Genomic DNA, 19,038 nt, shown 5'->3' on the forward strand with positions numbered 1-19,038 from the left:
AGGGCGGTCAGCGCGTCGAACCAGAGCCGGGCGATCCGGGTCACCTCCGCCTCGCCGAGCAGTTCGCCCGACCAGGTCCAGGAGGCCGTCAGACGCTGCCCGTCGGTGTGGTCGACGGCGGCGGCGTTGAGTTCCAGGGTGTACGGGAGCGGCATGGACGCGTCGCCGGCTCCGGTGAGGTCGCGTACCCGTACGGCGTCGGGGTCGGCGTCCGCGTCGGCGGTGCCGAGCCTGCCCAGGTAGTTGAAGCCGATCTGCGGTTCGGCGAAGCCGGCCAGCTCGGGGCCGGTGTCCGGGTTGAGGTGGCGCAGCAGCCCGTAGCCCATGCCCTTGTCGGGGATGGCCCGCAACTGCTCCTTGACCGCCTTGAACGCGGTGCCGATGGCGGGCCCGCCGGACCAGGTCTCCTCGTCCGCGTCGGCCCCGGCGCCCGGGTCGACGGCGACCGGGTAGAGGCTGGTGAACCAGCCCACGGTGCGGGAGAGGTCGACCCCGTCGAGGATCTCCTCGCGTCCGTGGCCCTCCAGCCCGACCAGGACCGCGCTGCCCTCGCCGCGACCGCGCTCGCGCCGCCAGCGGGCCACGGCCAGGGCGAGCGCGGTGAGCATCGCCTCGTCGGCTCCGGCGTGGAAGAGGGCGGGCACGGCGCCCAGGACCGCCGCCGTGGTGGTGGCGGGCAGGGTCACGGTCAGCTGGCGGGCCGCGCCGACGACGTCGCGCGCCGGGTCCGTGCGGCGGTCCGCCAGGTGCGGATCGGGGGTGGCCAGCACGGTGCGCCAGAGGTCCAGTTCGGCGACCCGGCGTTCGGTCAGGGCCTCCTCGGCCAGCCCCCGCGACCAGCGGCGCAGCGAGGTGCCGACCGGGTCGAGGACGATCGGGTCGCCGGACCCGAGCGCGGCGAGGGCGGCTTCCAGGTCGGGCAGCAGGATCCGCCAGGAGACGCCGTCGACGGCGAGGTGGTGGATCACCAGGGCCAGCAGGCCTTCGGCGTCCGGACCCGCGTCGTGCCAGACGGCCTGGACCATCCGGCCCTCGGCGGGGGCGAGCCGCTCCACGGCCGCGAGCACCTGCTCCTCGTGGGTCCGCTCCGCCGCCGGATCGCCGGACCCGGTCGCGTAGCGCCGTACGCAGTCCTCGGCGCGGACGGCGCCGCGGGCCATGACCTCCAGCGTCCACTCCTGCCCCGGGGCGCGGCCGAGCCGCATCCGCAGCGCGTCGTGGTGGTCGAGCAGCGCCTGGAGCGCGGTGTGCAGCCGGTCCTGGGTCAGGCCGGCCGGGACGGGCACGGTCAGCGTCTGGTTGAAGGCGTCGATCCGGCCGCCCTGGCTCTGCTGCCAGTGCATGACCGGGGTCAGCGGCACCGGGCCGACGCCGTCGTCGGCGGCGGCCGGGGCCGGCCGCGGTGCGGCGCCGGCGAGGGCCGCCAGCCGGGAGACCGTCCGGTGCTCGAAGATCTCCCGCAGGGTCAGCGCGATGTTCTCCTTGCGGGCGCGGTGGGCCAGCTGGATCGAGCTGATCGAGTCCCCGCCGCGTTCGAAGAAGTTGTCGTGGACGGAGACCGACTCGACCCCGAGCACCTCGGCGACGAGCCGGCACAGCAGCGCCTCGCGCTCGTTCGCCGGTTCCCCGTCCGCCGCGGCCGGACGGTCCGTCCCGGCCGGCCGCGCGGCGCGGTCCGCCGGGCCGGACGGGGGGAGCACCAGCCGCGCGCGGTCGGCGGCGTCGAACAGCTCCAGCTCCCCGACCCGAAGCTCGGGCCGGTCGGCGAACTCCGCCAGCACCGCGAGCAGCCGGTCCAGCACCTCGCGCCCGGCGCCCTCGGTGAACAGGTCGGGCCGGTGGTCGAGGCGGACCGTCATCCGATCGCCCCGTACGGTCCCCTCCAGGTTGAGGGCGTAGTGCGTGGCGTCCACGGTGGCCGCGCCGACCGCGCCGATGTCGTCGGCGGAGTTCCGCAGGGTGTCGGTGTCGATCGGGTAGTTGGCGAAGATCGTGATGGCGTCGAAGAGGGGTCCGGCGCCGTGGAGCTGCTGGATCTCGGCGAGCCCGAGGTGCTTGTGGGCCAGCAGGTCGGCCTGGGCGTCCTGGAGGTGGTGGACGTGGTCCTTGAGGGAGAGCGCGGAGTCCAGGCGCAGCCGCACGGGCAGCGTGTTGATGAACAGGCCGACCATGCGCTCGACCCCGGGCAGCTCGGGCGGGCGGCCCGAGACCGTCTCGCCGAAGACGACGTCGTCCCGCCCGGTCAGCGAGCCGAGGACCAGGCCCCAGGCGGTCTGGACGACGCTGTTGAGGGTCACGCCGAGCGAACGCGCCCGCTCGATCAGCGCGGCCGACACCTTCGGGTCGACCTCCTCGATCAGGCTGTCGGGCAGCGACGCGCCCGTCCCGGAGCCCGCCACCAGCGTGGGCGCGGCCCCGTCGAGCGCGGCCTTCCAGGCGGCCTCGGCCGCGGGCCGGTCCTGGCGGGAGAGCCAGGCCAGGTACTCCTTGTACGGGATGACCGGCGGCAGTTCCGCGGCGTCGCCGCCGGCCGCGTAGAGGGCCATCAGCTCGCCGAGCACCAGCGGCATGGACCAGCCGTCGAGCAGGATGTGGTGGGCGGTGAAGACGAACCGGTACTCCTCTTCGGCCAGTTTGACCAGCGAGAACCGCAGCGGCGGCCGCTTCAGGTCGAACCGGCGGGTCCGGTCCTCGTCGAGCAGTTCCCGCAGCCGGGCCTCGCGCTCCGGCTCCGGCACCTCGCTGATGTCGGTCTCGGACCAGTCGGGCTCGGCCTCGCGCAGGATCGCCTGCACCGGCTCGCCGCTCTTGCGGTTGCGGAAGGAGGCCCGCAGGTTCTCGTGGCGGTCCAGGACCGTGGCCACGGCACCGCGCAGGACGCCCGCGTCCACCGCGCGCCTGAGGTCGATCGCCAGTTGGATGACGTAGACGTCCGCGCCCCGCTCCTCGTACAAGGCGTGGAACAGCATGCCCTTCTGGAGCGGGGACAGCGGCCAGATGTCGACGAATCCAGGCTTCGACATGTTCCGGTTCTTCTCCATCAGCTCAGATCCCTCTCGAATTCTTCGATCTCGTCCTGCGAGAGCTCCAGCAGCGACATGTCGGACGGGGTGAGTCCCCCGGACCCGGGCCGGCCGGCGCATCCGGCCAGGGCTTCGAGCGCCCCGAACCAGAGGTCCGCCAGGGCCCGTACCTCGTCCTCGTCGAAGAGGGCGCCGGGCCACGACCAGATGGCCACCAGCCGCACTCCGTCGGGCCGGTCCTGGGCCACCGCGCTGAGCCCGATGGAGTGGGCCAGCGGGGCGCTGTCCGCCCCGCCTCCGCCCAGCGTCTCGGTCGCCTCGGGCGGGGCCGCCCAGTCGTCGGCGCGTCGGGCCCGCGCGTCGACCGCCTTGAAGCGGCCCAGGTAGTTGAAGCCGATCTGCGGTTCGGCGAAGCCGGCCAGCTCGGGGCCGGTGTCCGGGTTGAGGTGGCGCAGCAGCCCGTAGCCCATGCCCTTGTCGGGGATGGCCCGCAACTGCTCCTTGACCCGCTTCAGCGCGGTGCCGAGCACCTCGGCGTCCGCTTCGGACCCGGGCCGGGCCGCCGCCCCGGGGTCGATGGCCACCGGGTAGACGCTGGTGAACCAGCCGACCGTCCGGGACAGGTCGGCCCCCGGAACGATCTCCTCGCGGCCGTGGCCCTCCAGCCCCACCAGGAGCTCGCTCCCGTCCCCCCGGCCGCGACCGCTCCGCCAGCGGGCGACCGCCAGCGCGAGGGCCGTGAGGAGCACCTCGTCGACTGCGGCGTTGAACGCGGCCGGCACCGTGCCCAGCAGAGGTTCGCTGAACTCCGGGGGGAGGGTCACCGTCAGCCGCCGCGCGGTGCGGACCACGTCGACGGCGGGGTCGAGGGGCCGCTCCGAGAGCAGCGGGTCCGCTGTCTCCAGGACCGAACGCCACAGGTCCAGCTCCTTGCTCCGCTCCGGCCCGGCCGCCTGTTCCGCCAGGACCGTGGCCCAGTGGCGGAACGACGTGCCGACGGGTTCGAGCCCGGGTTCGCGGTCCTGGGAGACCGCCTCCCAGACCTGCCGGAGGTCCTCCTGGAGGACCCGCCAGGAGACCCCGTCCACGGCGAGGTGGTGGACCAGGATCAGCAGCCGCCCCGGGTCGGCGGGTCCGGCGTCGAACCAGACGGCCCGCACCATCTCGCCGTCCTCGCAGGAGAGTTCGGACTGCGCCCGGACCTGCTCCTCGGTGACGAGGCCGATCAGTCCGTCCCGCGGGACGGACGTGATGTCCCTGCGGCGGAGCAGCGCGGAGGCGTCGACGGAACCGGTCGGGGTGACCTCCAGCCGCAGTCCGTCCGCGCCCCGCACGATCCGCGAACGCAGGATGTCGTGGTGGTCGAGGACGGCCTGCAGGGTGGCCGCGAGCCTCTTCTCGTCCGCGTCCGCCGGGACCTGGAGCAGCGCCGCCTGGTGGACGCTGTCCGTCGGTCCGCCCCGCTCGTACAGGTCGAGCATGACCGGGGTCAGCGGCATCTCCCCGACGGCTTCGGCGGCGGACCGGCCCGCGGCCGGGTCCTCGTCCTCCGTGGCGATCCTGGCCAGCGAGCGGACCGTCCGGTGTTTGAAGACGTCGCGCAGGCTGATGCGCAGTCCGGCCTTGCGGGCCCGGCCCGCCAGTTGGATGGAGACGATGCTGTCGCCGCCGAGTTCGAAGAAGTCGTCGTCGAGACCGACCTCGGGCGCGTCGAGCAGTTCGGCGAACAGTCCCGCGAGCACGGACTCCCGGGACGGGTCGGCCGGCGAACCGGCCGGGGCGTCCTCGCGCACCGCGCCGTCCGGGGCCGCCGACCGCTCGCGCAGCCGGGAACGCACCCCGGCCCAGCGCCGGGTCAGCGGATCGTCGCCCGACGGGGCGAACGCCTGCTCCGGGTCGTGGGCGAAGGCCTCCAGCACCTCGCGCAGTCCGTCGGCGACGGCAGCGGCCTCGGCCTCGGTGAACAGGTCGGGCCGGTAGCCGAGGCGGCAGTGCAGCAGGTCGCCGGAGAGCCCGGCGTCCAGGGTGAGCGGGTAGTGGGTGGCGTCGTTCATCTCCAGGTCCACCGCGCGGACCCGGTCGGCGTCCCCGCCGAAGCCGGCCCCGTCGGCGGGTATGTTCTGGAACACCAGGAGCGTGTCGAACAACTCCCCCTTGCCGACCTCACGTTGCAGGTCCACCAGCCGGGCGTGCTGGTGCGCCGTCAGCTCCACCTGCTGCTGCCAGAGCCGGGCGAGCGCGTCACCGATCGGCTCGCCGGGCCGGAACGCCACCCGTACGGGAACGGTGTTGATGAACAGGCCGACCATCCGCTCGACGCCCGGAACCTTCGGGGGGCGCCCGGAGACGGTCGCCCCGAACACGACGTCCTCGCGGCCGGCGAGCCGGGCGAGGAGCAGCCCCCAGGCGGCCTGGACGACGGTGTTCGCCGTGGTGCCGTGCCGGCCCGCCAGCGCGGTGAGTCCGGCGACCACGTCCGCCCCGAAGGTGACGGAGACCTTGTCGGTGGCGACGGCGCGACGCTCCGGGTCGGCCGGCGCCAGCAGCGTGGGCTCCACCGACGGGTCGAGCACCTGCCGCCAGGCCTGCTCCGAGACGGTCCGGTCCTGGCCGTCCAGCCAGGACAGATAGCCGCGGTACGGATGGGCCGGAGGCAGCCCGGACGGGTCGCCGCCCGCCGCGTACAGACGCATCAGCTCGTCGAGGAGGATCGGCGTGGACCACCCGTCCAGCAGGAGGTGGTGGAAGGTCAGTACCAGCCGGGCCCGGCCGCCGCCCAGCCGGAGCAGGGTGCAGCGCAGCAGCGGGGGCCGGTCGAGGTCGAAGCGCTCGGCCCTCTCCCGGCACATCACCCGGTCGACCTCCGCGCCCCGCGCGGTGGCGTCGAGGCCCGACAGGTCCTCCTCGTGCCACGGCAGTCCGGTCTCCGCCGGGATGAACTGCACGGGCCTGGAGAGGTGTTCGTGGGCGAAGCCCGCGCGCAGGTTCTCGTGCCGGTCCAGCAGCGCCCGTACGGAGGCGCGCAGCACCTCGGTGCGGGGGTCGCCCTCCAGGTCGAGGCCGAACTGGACCGTGTACACGTCGATCTCGCCGCGGTCGTAGAGCGAGTGGAAGAGCAGGCCCTCCTGGAGCGGAGCCAGCGGCAGCACGTCGTCCAGCCGCCGGCCGCCCTCCTCCAGCAGGTCGATCTCCCGCTGCTCCAGGCCGACCAGCCGGAAGTCCGACGGGGTGCGCCCGCCGGAGCGGGAAGAGTCCGCGAGCAGTCGCCGCGCCGCGTCCCGCCAGGAGTCGGCGAGCTCGGTCACGTCGGCCTCGCTCAGCAGCGCGTCGGGCCAGGACCAGCGGGCCGTCAGCCGCACGCCTTCGGGGCCCTCGTCCGCCCAGGTCTCCACCTCCAGCGGATACTCGGCCGGCGTCTCGGGGGCCTCCGCCCCGGCCGGCCGCACCCCGCCCGCCACGACGAGGGGCGTCGAGCCGTCGCCGAGCGGGGCGGGGAACGTGCCCCGGTGGGCGAACCGCAGCTGCGGGAAGGGCGACGGGGCGAGCAGGGAAACGGTCTGCGGGTTGAGGTAGCGCAGCATCCCGTAGCCGGCGCCGTCGCCCGGAACCGCCGCCAGCAGCTCCTTGACCCGCTTCACCTGGTCGGCGGCGCTGCCGCCGGCCGCTTCGCCCGCACCGAGCCGCACCGGGTGGACGAGGGCGAACTGACCGAGCGTGCGGTCGAGTCCGGAGTCGCCGCCGCGGCCGTCCCGTTCCACGTCGATCAGGGTTCCGGCAGCCGTGCGCAGGCCGCGTCGGACCTGCCACTCCTCCAGCGCCGCGGCGAGGGCGCCGAGCAGCACCTCCTGGGCGCCGGTGGCGAACCTCTCCGGCACCTCGTTCAGCAGGGCGGCCGACTCGGCCGCCGAGAGGGTGACCTCCACGTTCCGGACGGTGCCGCGGGTGTCACGGGCGGGGTCCAGCGGGCCCGTGAGCGACAGCGCGGCGTCGGCGCCGAGCAGGTCGGTCCACGTCTGGAGTTCGTCGAGGAGTTCCGGGGCGGCGGCGGCCTCGGCGTTCCGCTCGGTCCAGGACCGGTAGTCGGCGCCCGCGGGGGGAAGTTGTGCCCCGGTCCCGGCCGCCGCCTCCCAGGCGGTACGCAGGTCGGCGACGAGGACGCGCCAGGCCTGCGGGTCGGCGGCGAGCCGGTGCACGGCGAGCAGCAGGCGGTGTTCGCCGCCCGGTCCGCCGTCGAGCCAGACGGCCCGGAGCACGACGCCGTCCTCCGGCGCCAGCGCGGCGAGCGCGGTCCCGGTCGCCCGGGCCGTCTCGTCGGACAGCTCCCCCGGGGTGAGGCCCGTGACGTCGACCCGGGTGAGCAGGTCGCGCGCGTCGGTCTCGCCGCGCGGGCGGACCTCCAGGCCCCACACCAGGTTCCCGGCCCTGCGGGTCAGCCGCAGCCGCAGGGTGTCGTGCCGGTCCAGCACGGTCCGGAGCACAGTGTGCAGCCGGGCCTCGTCGGTGTCCCCCGGCAGGGCCAGGACGGCGGTGGCCGCCGAGCTGTCGACCGGCCCCCCGCGCCGGCGCAGCGCGTGGACGTAGGGAGTCAGTCCGACCTCGCCCACGCCCCGGTCGTCGTCGGCGGCGGGCGCGGTGGACGCGCCGTCCGCGTCCTCGGGTCCGGTCGCGGCGGCGGCGAGCTCCCCGACCGTGCGGTGGCGCAGCACGTCCGTGGCGGTGAACTCCAGGCCCGCTTCGAGGGCCCGGCTGACCAGCTGGATCGACACGATGCTGTCGCCGCCGAGGGCGAAGAAGTTGTCGTCGACACTGACCCGTTCGATGTCGAGCAGGTCGCGGATCAGCTCGCACAGGAGCGTCTCCTTGGCGTCGCGGGGCTCCCTGCCCTCTCCCCGGGAGCCGAAGTCGGGCTCCGGCAGGGCCGTGCGGTCGACCTTTCCGTTGGCGTTGAGCGGCAGGGCGCCGACCACGGTGAACGCGGCCGGAACCATGTACTCCGGCAGCAGCCGGCCGAGGTGGTCGCCCAGTTCTCCGGCGTCGGCCGGGGCCGCGCCGGACGGGACCGTGCAGGCCACCAGCCGGTCGCGCCCGTCGGCCCCCCGGTGGAGGGCCGCGGCGGCGGCCGTGACACCGGGGTGGGTGACGAGCGCGGCCTCGATCTCGCCGAGCTCGACCCTGAAGCCCCGGATCTTCACCTGGTCGTCGGCCCGGCCCACGAACTCCAGTTGCCCGTCGGTGTTCCAGCGCACCAGGTCGCCCGTGCGGTAGAGCCGCTCGCCCGGCGCCCCGAAGGGATGGGCGACGAAGCGTTCGGCGGTCAGCCCGGGCCGGCCCAGGTAGCCGCGGGCCAGGCCGTCACCGGCGATGTGGAGCTCTCCGGCGACGCCGACCGGAACCGGCATCAGGACGGAGTCCAGCACGTAGACCCGGGTGTTCCACAGCGGGGCGCCGATCGGCGGGTGCACCGCCCCGGAGAGCGGGCGGCTCATCGTGGCGCAGACCGTCGCCTCGCTGGGGCCGTACACGTTCAGCAGCCGCCGCCCCCGGGACCAGTGGTCCACCTGGTCGGGCGGGCAGGCCTCCCCGCCGACCGCGAGGGTGCGCAGGGAGCCCAGCGCGGTGCGCGGGACCGTGGCGAGGACGCCGGCGGTGATCTGGAGGTGGGTGACGCCGTGGCGGTCGACGAGGGCGGCCAGTTCCTCGCCCGCCGGCGCGTGGTGGGTGTCCGGCAGCACCAGCGTGGCCCCGTTGAGCAGGGTCATCGCCAGGTCGGCCATCGAGACGTCGAAGCTGGGCGAGACGGCCTGGAGGACCCGGCTGTCCGTGTCGATGGCGAAGTTCTCCGCGTGCGCTCCGGCCATCCCCGCGATGCCCCGGTGCGTGACCAGCACGCCCTTGGGCAGACCGGTCGAACCGGAGGTGTAGATGACGTACGCGGGGTGGTCCACGCCGAGCGGAGTGTCGCGGTCCCGGTCGGTGGGGTCGGTGACCGGGGCGGCGTCGACCCGGGCCGTCACGTCCGCGTCGTCGACGGCGTGCACGACCGTGCCGGCCAGGGCCGGGCCCGTGGCGGTCTCCCCGGTGGCGACGACCAGCGCGGGGCGTGCGTCCCGGACGATGTGGGCGATGCGGTCGGCGGGGTAGCCGGGGTCGACGGGCAGGTGGGCGGCGCCGGTCTTGAGGACGCCGAGGGTGATCGCCGGCCAGTCCGCCGAGCGGGGCACGGCGACCGCCACGTACCGCTCGGGTCCGGCGCCCTTGGAGATGAGGTAGTGCGCCCACTGGTTGGCCCGGGCGTTCAGCTCGCCGTAGGTCATCCGCCGGTCCCCGGCGATCAGCGCGGGGCTCTCGGGGGCGGTCGCCGCCCGCTGCTCGAACAGCGCGGGGAAGGTCTGCGCCGGGACGGCGCGGGAGGTGTCGTTCCAGTCGGAGAGCGTCTGCTCGCGCTCGGCGGCGGGGAGCAGGCCGATCCCGCTGACCGGCAGCCGCGGATCGTCGGCCACCGCGTCGAGGAGTGCCGTGAAGCGGGCCGCGACCGACTCGACGGTGGCGCGGTCGAACAGGTCGGTCCGGTAGCTGATCAGCCCCCGCAGGCCGGCCGGGCTGCCGTCGTCGGCGACGTCCTCCCGGAGCTCCACCCCGAGGTCGGTCTTGGCCGAGGTCAGTTCGATGCCGGCCGGCTCGACGTCGAGTCCGGGCAGCTCCAGCCGGGCCGCCGTGTTGTTCTGGAAGGCGAGGAACACCTGGAACAGCGGGGTGTGCGCCAGCGACCGCGCGTCCGGGCCCAGCCGGTCCACCAGCCGCTCGAAGGGCAGGTCCTGGTGGGCGTAGGCCGCCAGGTCGGCGGCCCGCACCCGGTGCAGGAGTTCGCCGAACGTCGGGTCGCCCGAGGTGTCGGTGCGCAGCACCAGGGTGTTGACGAAGAACCCGACGAGGTCCTCCAGGCTCTCGTGCGGGCGGCCCGCCACGGCCGTGCCGAGGGGGATGTCGGTGCCGGAGCCGAGCCGGGTGAGCAGCGCCGCGAGCCCGGCCTGGGCCACCATGAAGAGGCTGACCTGGTGGGTGCGGGCGAGCGTGGCGAGCCGGGCGTGCAGGCCCGCGTCGAGGGTGAACTCGACGGTGGCGCCCTCGGTGGTCATCTCCGCCGGGCGGGGCCGGTCGGTGGGCAGCGCCAGCTCCGCGGGGGCGCCGGCCAGGGACTCCTTCCAGAAGGCCAGCTGCCGCGCGGCCAGGGACCGCGGGTCGCTCTCGTCGCCGAGCAGTTCCCGCTGCCAGAGGGTGTAGTCGGCGTACTGCACGGGCAGCGGCGCGAAGCGGGGGGCCCGGCCGCCGTGGCGGGCGGTGTAGGCGGTGGACAGGTCGCGGGCGAGCGGGGCGTTGGACCAGCCGTCGGACGCGATGTGATGGACGTTCAGCAGCAGTACGTGGTCGGTCGCCCCGAGCACGAACAGGGTGACGCGCAGCGGGGGTTCGACCGCGAGGTCGAAGCCGCGGGCCGCCGCGCGGCGCAGGGCCTGTGCGGACCGCTCGGGGGCGACCTCGACGATCTCCACCGGCGCCAGCGGGGTTCCGGGGTCCTGGACGGACTGCCGCGGCTTGCCGCCGGCGGCGGGGAACACGGTCCGCAGGCTCTCGTGCCGATCCACCACGTCGGCCACGGCCGCGCGCAGCGCGTCCAGGTCGAGCGTGCCCCGGAGCCGGATCCCGATCGGGATGTTGTACGCCCCGGACGCCCCGTCCAGCCGGTCGAGGAACCAGAGCCGGCGCTGGGAGAACGACAGCGGGATCTCGTCCGGCCGTCGGCCCGCCGCCGGCGCGGGGCGGGTGGCGTCGCCGCCGGGCCCGACCAGCGCGGCGAGGCGCGCGGGGGTCCGTGCCTCGAAGACGGCGCGGACGTCCACCTCGGAGCCGAAGGCGGAGCGGACCCGGCTCAGCAGCCGAACCGCGCTCAGCGAGTTGCCGCCCAGCTCGAAGAAGTCGTCGTCCACCCCGGCCTCGGGCAGGTCGAGGACCTGGCCGAAGAGACCGCACAGGATCTCCTCCTGCGGGGTGCGCGGGGCGCGGACGGCCGCGGTCGCCGTGAACTCGGGCTCGGGCAGCGCCCTGCGGTCCAGCTTGCCGTGGGAGGTCACCGGCAGCGCGTCGAGGACGACGACGGCGTCCGGAACCATGTAGTCGGGCAGGGTGTCCGCCAGCAGCCGGCGGAGGTCCTGGCCGTCGGGGGCGGCCCCGTCGGCGGGCACGGCGTAGGCCACCAGCCGGCCGCCGTCGGCGCCGTCCCTGACCACGACGGCCTGGGCGGCGACGCCCGGCAGCGCGGCGACGGCGGCGGAGACCTCGCCCAGCTCGACGCGGTGGCCGCGCAGCTTCACCTGGTCGTCGGCGCGGCCGACGAACACCAGGTCGCCGTCGGCGAGCCGGCGGGCGACGTCCCCGGTGCGGTACATCCGGGAGCCGGCCGGGCCGTAGGGGTCGGCGGTGAACCGCTCGGAGGTCAGCCCGGCCCGGCCCAGGTAGCCGCGCGCGAGGCAGGGGCCCGCGAGGTACAGCTCGCCGGCGACGCCGGACGCCACCGGGCGCAGCGCCGAGTCCAGGACGTAGGCGCGGACGTTGGCCTGCGGGCGGCCCATCGGGACCGGCCCGGGGGCGAGGGGGGTACCGGGGTCGATGGTGAACTCCGTGACGTTCACGGTCGCTTCGGTGGGCCCGTAGACGTTCCGGACGGTGGCGTCCGGGTGGCGCTCGCGCCAGCCGGCCAGCGCCTCGCCGAGCAGGGCCTCGCCGCCCAGCAGGAGTTCGGCGGTGGGCGAGTACGCGGCGGGCAGGGCGCCGAGCAGCGGAAGGTGGCTGGGCGTCGCCTTCATGAAGGTCACCGGGGCGCCGGCCAGCCGGGCGGAGAGCTCCGGCTCCTCCTCCAGGGCGGCGATCAGCACGGCGCCGCCCACGGTGAGCGGGGTGAACAGCGCGGTGACCGTCAGGTCGAAGGAGACCGGCGAGTGCAGCAGGGCCCGTCCCGCGGCCCCGGGGTAGGAGAGGGAGGTCCAGCCGAGGTAGTCGACGACGGAGCGGTGTTCCACCACCACCCCCTTGGGAACCCCGGTGGAGCCGGAGGTGTAGATGACGTACGCCGGGTTCCCGGCGGTCAGCGGGGACCGCCGGTCGGCGTCCGTCGGGTCGGCGGCGGGGCGGGCGGCGATCCCGGCCGCCGTCGCCGCGTCGTCCACGGTCACGGTGTCGGCGTCGTGGCGGGGCAGCGTGGCCGCGGCGGACCGGGTGGTGAGGACGATCCCCGGCCGCGCGTCGTCGAGCAGCCCGCCGATGCGCGCGGCCGGATGGGACGGGTCGACCGGGAGGTAGGCGGCGCCGGACTTGAGGACGGCGAGCAGTGCCACGACGAGCTCCGCGGAGCGCTCCATGGCGACCGCGACGAGCCGCTCGGGTCCCGCGCCCCGGTGGATCAGCTCGTGCGCCAGGCGGTTGGCCCGTTCGTTGAGCTCGGCGTACCGGAGTTCGGTGACGCCGTCGATCAGCGCGACGGCCTGCGGGGTGCGGGCCGCCTGTGCCTCGATCAGCTCGCCGACCACGGCGTCCGACGGCGGTGCGGAAACTCCGGCGGAGCCCGTCGTCAGTTCCGCGGTCTCCTCGTCGCCGAGGAGGCCGAGCCGGCCCACCGGGGTGTCCGGTGCGGTGGTGAAGGCGTCGAGGACCCTGCGCAGCTGCCGGGTCGCCGAGGCGACGAGCTCCTCGTCGAGCAGATCGGCACGGTAGTACCAGTTGAGGACCATCCGGCGGTCGTCCTGCATCACGACCATGCCGAGCGGATAGTGGTTGTCGCCCTTGGTGTCGACCTCGCTCAGCGCCAGGCCGTGCACGGTCTCCTGGGATCCGGGGTCGGCGGGGAAGTTCTCGAAGACCACGGCGGTGTCGAACAGCGTGCGCAGACCGGCCAGCCGCTGGAGGTCCGCGAGACCCAGGTAGTGGTGGGCCAGCAGCTCGACGCGCCGCGCCTGCACCCCGGTGAGGGTGTCGGCCAGCGAGAGGGCCGGGTCGATGCGGACCCGTACCGGAACGGTGTTGCTGAACAGGCCGACCATCGACTCGATGCCGGGCAGCTCCGGCGGCCGGCCGGAGACCGTCTCGCCGAACAGCACGTCGTCGCGTCCGGTGAGCCCCGCGAGGACGAGGCCCCAGGCGCCCTGGACCACCGCGTTCATGGTCAGGCCGCGGGCGCGGGCCGCCTCGGTGAGCGCGGCGGTCAGGCCCGGCGGCAGCTCGTCCACGATCCGCCCCGGGAGGGCGGCGGCGTGGCCGGCCGCGGCGGGGGCGACGAGCGTCGGCTCGTCGATCCCGGCCAGCGCGGTCCGCCAGGCGTCCTCGGAGGCGGTGCGGTCCTGCTGGGACAGCCAGGTGAGGTAGTCCTTGTACGGCACGACCGGCGGCAGGGCGGAGGTGTCCCCCCGCCGCGCGTACAGCTCGAACAGCTCGCCGGCGAGGACCGGCGCCGACCAGCCGTCGAGCAGCAGGTGGTGCGCGGCGAACAGCAGCCGGTGGTGGCCGTCCCCGAGCTTGATCAGGGTGAAGCGGAGCAGCGGCGGGCGCTCCGGGTCGAAGCGCAGGGACCGTTCCCGGACCAGCAGCCGGTCCAGTTCGGCGCGCTGGGCGGGCTCGTCCAGCGCGCTGAGGTCGGTCTCGGTCCAGGGGAGTTCGGCCTCGGCCGCGATCAGCTGGACGGGGACGCCCGCGGCGGTGCGGTGGAAGGAGGCGCGCAGACTGGCGTGCCGGGTGAGCAGCCCCGTGACGGCGGCGCGCAGGGCACCGGTGTCCAGGTCTCCCCGTACGTCCAGGGCGAGCCGGGTGATGTAGACGTCCTCGGCGTCCTGGTCGTAGGCGGTGTGGAACAGCAGGCCTTCCTGGAGCGGGGAGAGCGGCAGGACGTCGGTGAGCCGGGGCTCGGCCTCCTCCAGCCGGGCGATCTCGTGCCGGGTGAGGTCGACGAGCGGCAGGTCGGACGGGACGAGCCCGCCCCCGGCGCCGGGCCGGCCGGCCAGGCCCACCAGCGAGCGCAGGGCCGCGAACCACGCCTCGGCGAGCGGGCGTACGTCGTCCTCGGTGAGCAGTCCGCCCGGCCAGGTCCAGGTGACGGCGAGGCGCGGCCCGTCGCCGTGGGTCTCGGTCACCGCGTTGGCGGTGAGGGTGTACGGGAGAGGGGTGGCGGGATCGGCGCCGCCGCCGAGGCCGTCCGCACCGGCGCCCTCGTCCCCGCCGCCGATGCGGCCCAGGTAGTTGAAGCCGATCTGCGGCTCGGCGAAGCGGGCCAGGGCCGCCGCGGTCCGCGGGTTCAGATAGCGCAGCAGGCCGAAGCCGATCCCGTTGTCGGGGATGGCCCGCAGTTGTTCCTTGACCGCCTTGAGCGCGGTGACGAGGTCGTCGCCGCCCGCCTCGCCCGGGTCGAGCCGCACGGGGTAGAGGCTGGTGAACCAGCCGACGGTGCGCGAGAGGTCGGCCCCCTCGACGATCTCCTCGCGGCCGTGTCCCTCCAGGCCCACCAGGACGGAGGAGCTGTCCCCGCGCCCCCGGAGGCGTCGCCAGTCGGCGACCGCCACGGCGAGCGCGGTGAGCAGGACCTCGTTGATCCCGGTGCTGAAGGCCGTCGGCACCCGGCCGAGCAGGGGTTCGGTGAGGTCGGCGGGCAGCCGCAGGGTGAGGTGGCCCGCGGTGGCGAGGGTGTCCGTCTCCGGGTCGGGGAGGCGGTCGGTGAGCAGGGGGTCGGGCTCGGAGAGCATCGAGCGCCACAGCGGGAGCTCGCGGATCCGGTCCGGCTCGCCGGCGGCGGCGGTCAGCTGCCGGGCCCAGCTGCGGAAGGAGGTGCCGACCGGTTCGGGGGTGAAGGAGCCGCCCCGGGCGGCGGCTTCGAGGGCGGCGGTGAACTCCGGCAGGAGGATGCGCCAGGAGACCCCGTCCACCGAGAGGTGGTGGATGACGAGCAGCAGCCGCCCGGGCAGGTCGGGTCCCTGGTCGAACCAGACGGCCTCGACCATGCGGCCCCGTTCGGGGGCGAGGCGGTTCTGGGCCGCGGTGAACTCCTTCTCGGTCAGCGCGCGCAGCGCGTCCGCGTCGAGACCGGAGGCGTCCACCCGGTACAGCGACTCGGCGGCGGCCACGGTGCCGGTCGGGGTGATCTCCAGCGTCCACTCGCCGATGTCCTCGATGCGGGTGAGCCGCAGGCGCAGGGCGTCGTGGTGGTCCAGGAAGGTCTGGAGCACCCCGGCGATCCGGGCGCTGTCCAGGCCCGCGGGCACCGGGAGCGCCATCGCCTGGTTGAACGGGGCGACGGGGCCGCTGTGTTCGCTGAACCAGTGGATGATCGGGGTCAGCGGCACACCGCCCACGCCGTCCGGCACGGCGGGCCGGCGGGTGGGGGCGGCCACCTCCGTGGCGACGGCGGCGAGCGCCTCGACGGTCTTGTGGGTGAACACGTCGCGCGGGGTGAAGCGGAGCCCGGCCTTGCGGGCCCGGCTGATCAGCTGGATGGAGCCGATGCTGTCGCCGCCCAGCTCGAAGAAGCTCTGCTCCACGCCCACCCGCTCCACGCCGAGCACCTCGGCGTACAGCGTGCAGAGCAGTTCCTCGCGGGCGTCGGCCGGTGCGCGTCCCTCGGTGACGGTGATCTCCGGTGCGGGCAGGGCCTTGCGGTCCAGCTTGCCGTTGATCATCAGCGGCAGGGCGTCGAGGGGAATGACCAGCGAGGGCGTCATGTACTCGGGCAGCAGCTCCGCGACGTGCGCGCGCAGGGTTTCGGCGTCGAGCGGTTCCGGCCCGGCCGGGACCACGTAGGCGACGAGCTGCTTGCCTCCCGCCCCGGTGCCGTGGGCCACCACGGCGGCGCGGTCCACACGGTCGTGGCGGGCCAGGACGCTCTCGACCTCGCCCAGCTCGATGCGGAAGCCCCGCACCTTGACCTGGTCGTCGACCCGGCCCGCGAACTCCAGCTGCCCGTCCTCGCGCAGCCGTACGAGGTCGCCGGTGCGGTACATGCGCTCCCCCGGGGCGCCGAAGGGGTCGGCGACGAACCGCTCGGCGGTCAGCCCGGGACGGCGCAGATAGCCGCGGGCCAGGCCCGCGCCCGCCACGTACAGCTCCCCCTCGGCGCCCAGGGGCGCCGGCCGGAGGGAACCGTCCAGGACGTAGGCGCGGGTGTCGTGCACGGGAGCGCCGATCGGCGGTACGCCGCCGGAGGCTTCCAGCGGGATGCTCATGGAGACGGCGACGGTCGACTCGGTGGGCCCGTAGGCGTTCACCATGCGCCGGCCGGGGGCCCAGCGCGCCACCAGCTCGGGCGAGCAGGCGTCACCGCCGACGATCAGGCAGGAGAAGCCGGGGAGGTCCGCGGCCGGGACGCTGGCCAGGGCGGCCGGCGGGATCAGCGCGTGGGTGACCCGCCGGCCGGCGATCACCTCGGCGAGCGGCTCGCCCGCGAGGGGGCCCGGATCGGGCACGACGAGGGCGGCGCCGGAGGTCAGCGCCATGCACAGCTCCAGCACGGAGGCGTCGAAGCTGGGCGAGGAGAACTGCAGGACACGGCTGTCGCCGGTCACGGCGAAGCGCTCCCGCTCGGTCGCCGCGAAGGCGGCGAGTCCCGCGTGGGTGACGACGACGCCCTTGGGCACGCCCGTCGAGCCCGAGGTGTAGATCACGTACGCGGGTGAGGCGACCGGAAGCGGCGCCCGGGGCGCGGAACGGGGCTCCGAACGGGGCGCGGACCGGGCGGCGGCCCCGTCCGCCGGGTCCAGGACGAGCACGGCGGCGCCCCCGGAACGGGGGACCGCCTTCTCGTACGCCTCGGTGGTGAGCACCGCCGCCGGCCGGGCGTCGTCGAACATGAACGCCACGCGTTCGGCCGGGTAGTCGGGGTCCACCGGCAGGAAGGCCGCGCCCGCCCGCATCACGGCGAGCGAGCCGATGACGGACTCCACCGAGCGGCCGAGGACGAGCGCCACGATCGTCTCGGGGCCGACGCCCTCGGCCGTGAGGCGGGCGGCGAGTTCACCGGTGCGGGCGTCGAGTTCGGCGTAGGTCAGGGAGAGCCCGCCGGATTCCACGGCCACCGCGTCCGGCGTGCGCTCGGCCTGGGCCGCGAACAGCTCGGGGAAGGCGGCCTGTTCGACCGCGGGCCCGGCCGCGCCGTCGGCGACGACCAGCCGCTCGCGCTCGCCGTCGGCCAGGACGTCGAGTCCGGCCACGGTCCGCGTGAGGTCCTGGGTGAGGGTCTCCAGGATCCGCACGAGCCGGTCGCCGATGACGCCGACCTGCTCCGGGCGGAAGAGGTCGGGGCGGTAGTTGAGGAGCAGCCGCAGCCTGCCCTCGTACACGTGGGAGACGAGGCAGAGCGGGTAGTGGTTGGCGTCCAGGACGTCGAACCCGTCGATGGCCAGGTCGCCCGCGAGGTCGCGCAGGTCCTGGAGGTCGAACGGGAAGTTCTCGAACGCCACGTAGGTGTCGAAGAGTTCGGGGTGGCCGGAGAGCCGGTGGATGTCCCGCATCCCGGTGTACTGGTGGTTCATCATCTCCAGGTGCTCGCCCTGGAGTCCGGCCAGCACGTCGCCGAGGGAGTCGCCGCCGTTGAGACGTACCCGCACCGGCAGGGAGTTGATGAGCATGCCGACCATCCGCTCGACGCCCGGCACCTCCGGCGGGCGGCCGGAGACGACGGTGCCGAACACCACGTCCTGCCGGCCGGTGAGCACCGACAGCAGGAGCGCCCAGGAACCGTGTACGGCGCTGGAGAAGGTGAGGCCGGCCGCGCGCAGCCGGGCGGAGAGCGCCTCGGTCGCCGCCGCGGACAGTTCGAGGGCGAGCTGCTCGGGATGGACGACCTCGCGGGCCGGGTCCGAGGGGACCAGGCGGGTCGGCGCGTCGATGCCCCTCAGCGCCCGGCGCCAGGCCTCATCGGAGGCCCGCCGGTCCTGCCGGGCCAGGAACGCGAGGTGTTCGCGGAACGGGGTGACCGGCGGCAGCACGGAGGCGTCGCCGCCGTTCCCGTACACCTCCAGCAGCTCGCCCAGGAGCACCGACGTCGACCAGCCGTCGAGCAGGATGTGGTGGAAGGTGCAGAGCAGGCGGTGCGCGTCGTCGGCGAGGCGCACGAGCCGGTAGCGCATCAGCGGCGGCCGGGCGAGGTCGAAGGCGTGGGCCTTCTCCTCCGCCTGTATCCGCTCCAGCTCCGCGGCCCGCACGTCCTCCCCGAGCGGCCTCAGGTCGTCCTCCCGCCACGGCACGTCGACGGCGCGCGAGATCACCTGGACCGGGCGGCTCTGCTTGGGGTGGAGGAATCCGGCACGCAGGTTGGCGTGCCGGTCCAGCAGCGCCCGGGCGGTGGCCCGGAGCACCGCGGCGTCGAGGCCGCCGCCCAGGTCCAGCACCACCTGCACGGTGTAGACGTCGTCGCCCGACTCGTCGTACAACGCGTGGAAGAGAAGCCCCTCCTGCAGCGGTGACAGCGGAAGGATGTCCTCGGGACCCGACTTCTTCATTACAGCGTCCTCCACTCGTCTTCGAGCCCGTCGATCTCGTCTTGGGACAGGTCCACCAGCGCCAGGTCCGATGGGGTGTGGCCGCCGGCGTCGGGACGCCCGGCGTGTTCGGTCAGTGCGCGCACCGCGCGGAACCAGGTGTCCGCGCAGGAGCGGACGTCGGCCTCCGACAGCAGCCGGCCCGGCCAGGTCCAGACCGTCGTCAGACGGGGCCCGTCCGCTTCCCGGCGGACGACCGCGTTGATCTCCAGCAGGTGGGACAGCGGCAGGTCCGCGCCCTCGGCCCGGACCACGTCGGTCTCCGGCGCGGGCGACCAGTCGCCCCCGGACTCCTCCGCCCTCCCCAGGTAGTTGAGGAGCACGGGTGCCTGGGCGAGTCCGGCGAGCCGGGGCCCGGCCTCCGGGTCGAGGTGGCGCAGCAGGCCGTAGCCGATGCCTTCGTCGGGTACGTCCCTGAGCTGTTCCTTGACCGTGCGCAGGACGCGTCC

The 19,038-nt window shown here is 74.8% G+C and carries 3 protein-coding genes; all 3 read right to left on the reverse strand.

Annotation, left to right across the window (positions count from 1 at the left end; genetic code table 11):
* Positions 1–3,023, reverse strand: a 3,023-nt coding sequence (locus tag DTB53_RS09245; RefSeq protein ID WP_256656830.1) for a condensation domain-containing protein, incomplete at its 3' end; no start/stop codon positions are given.
* Positions 3,024–3,040: 17 nt separating this feature from the next.
* On the reverse strand, positions 3,041–18,550 hold the full coding sequence (locus DTB53_RS09250) for a non-ribosomal peptide synthetase (RefSeq protein ID WP_012379765.1): 15,510 nt from the start codon (positions 18,548–18,550) through the stop codon (positions 3,041–3,043).
* The coding region (locus DTB53_RS09255) for a hypothetical protein (RefSeq protein WP_146777724.1) at positions 18,550–19,038 on the reverse strand (489 nt) is incomplete at its 5' end. The genes DTB53_RS09250 and DTB53_RS09255, both read right to left, overlap by 1 nt.

It is taken from the genome of Streptomyces griseus (genome assembly GCF_900460065.1).
Classification (GTDB): domain Bacteria; phylum Actinomycetota; class Actinomycetes; order Streptomycetales; family Streptomycetaceae; genus Streptomyces; species Streptomyces griseus.